The organism is Vibrio sp. Y176, assembly GCF_033438945.1.
On the sequence record NZ_JAWOQS010000852.1, the window covers coordinates 1 to 586 of the forward strand.

Annotated in this window: 1 protein-coding gene and 1 pseudogene; both read left to right on the forward strand. The window is 45.2% G+C overall.

Annotation, left to right across the window (positions count from 1 at the left end; translation table 11 throughout):
• A pseudogene (locus R7O13_RS29025) lies at window positions 1-285 on the forward strand (aminopeptidase PepB); the annotation flags it as partial.
• An 86-nt stretch (window positions 286-371) separates the two neighbouring features.
• A partial coding sequence (locus R7O13_RS29030; protein ID WP_318305479.1) for a nucleoside-diphosphate kinase occupies window positions 372-586 on the forward strand: 215 nt, incomplete at its 3' end.

Consider the following 586-nt stretch of genomic DNA (forward strand, 5'->3'; position numbering starts at 1 on the left):
GAGAAAGAAGGCCTGTGGCCATTGCCTCTGGCTGATTTCCACCGTGGAATGTTGCCGTCAAACTTCGCTGATTTATCGAATATCAGCTCTGGAGACTACAGTCCTGGCGCAAGTACCGCTGCTGCATTTTTGTCTTACTTTGTTGAAGACTACAAGAAAGGCTGGTTGCATTTCGACTGTGCTGGTACTTACCGTAAGTCTGCATCAGACAAGTGGGCAGCAGGCGCTACTGGTATGGGTGTCCGCACTCTTGCTCGCCTTCTTAATGAGCAAGCAGAAAAATAATATTTATGGTGGCGTCAGTTAGACGCTGCCGTAGTCAAGTAAGTCACTTTTAAACACTATTATTACAAGTACAAAAAGGAAACTTTATGGCTCTAGAAAGAACGTTTTCCATTGTTAAGCCTGACGCTGTGGAAAGAAACCTGATCGGTGAAATCTACAATCGAATCGAGAAGGCAGGCCTACGTATTATTGCTGCGAAAATGGTTCACCTGACTGAAGAGCAGGCGAGCGGCTTTTACGCAGAACATGAAGGTAAAGAATTCTTCCAACCTCTAAAAGAGTTCATGACTTCAGGCCCTAT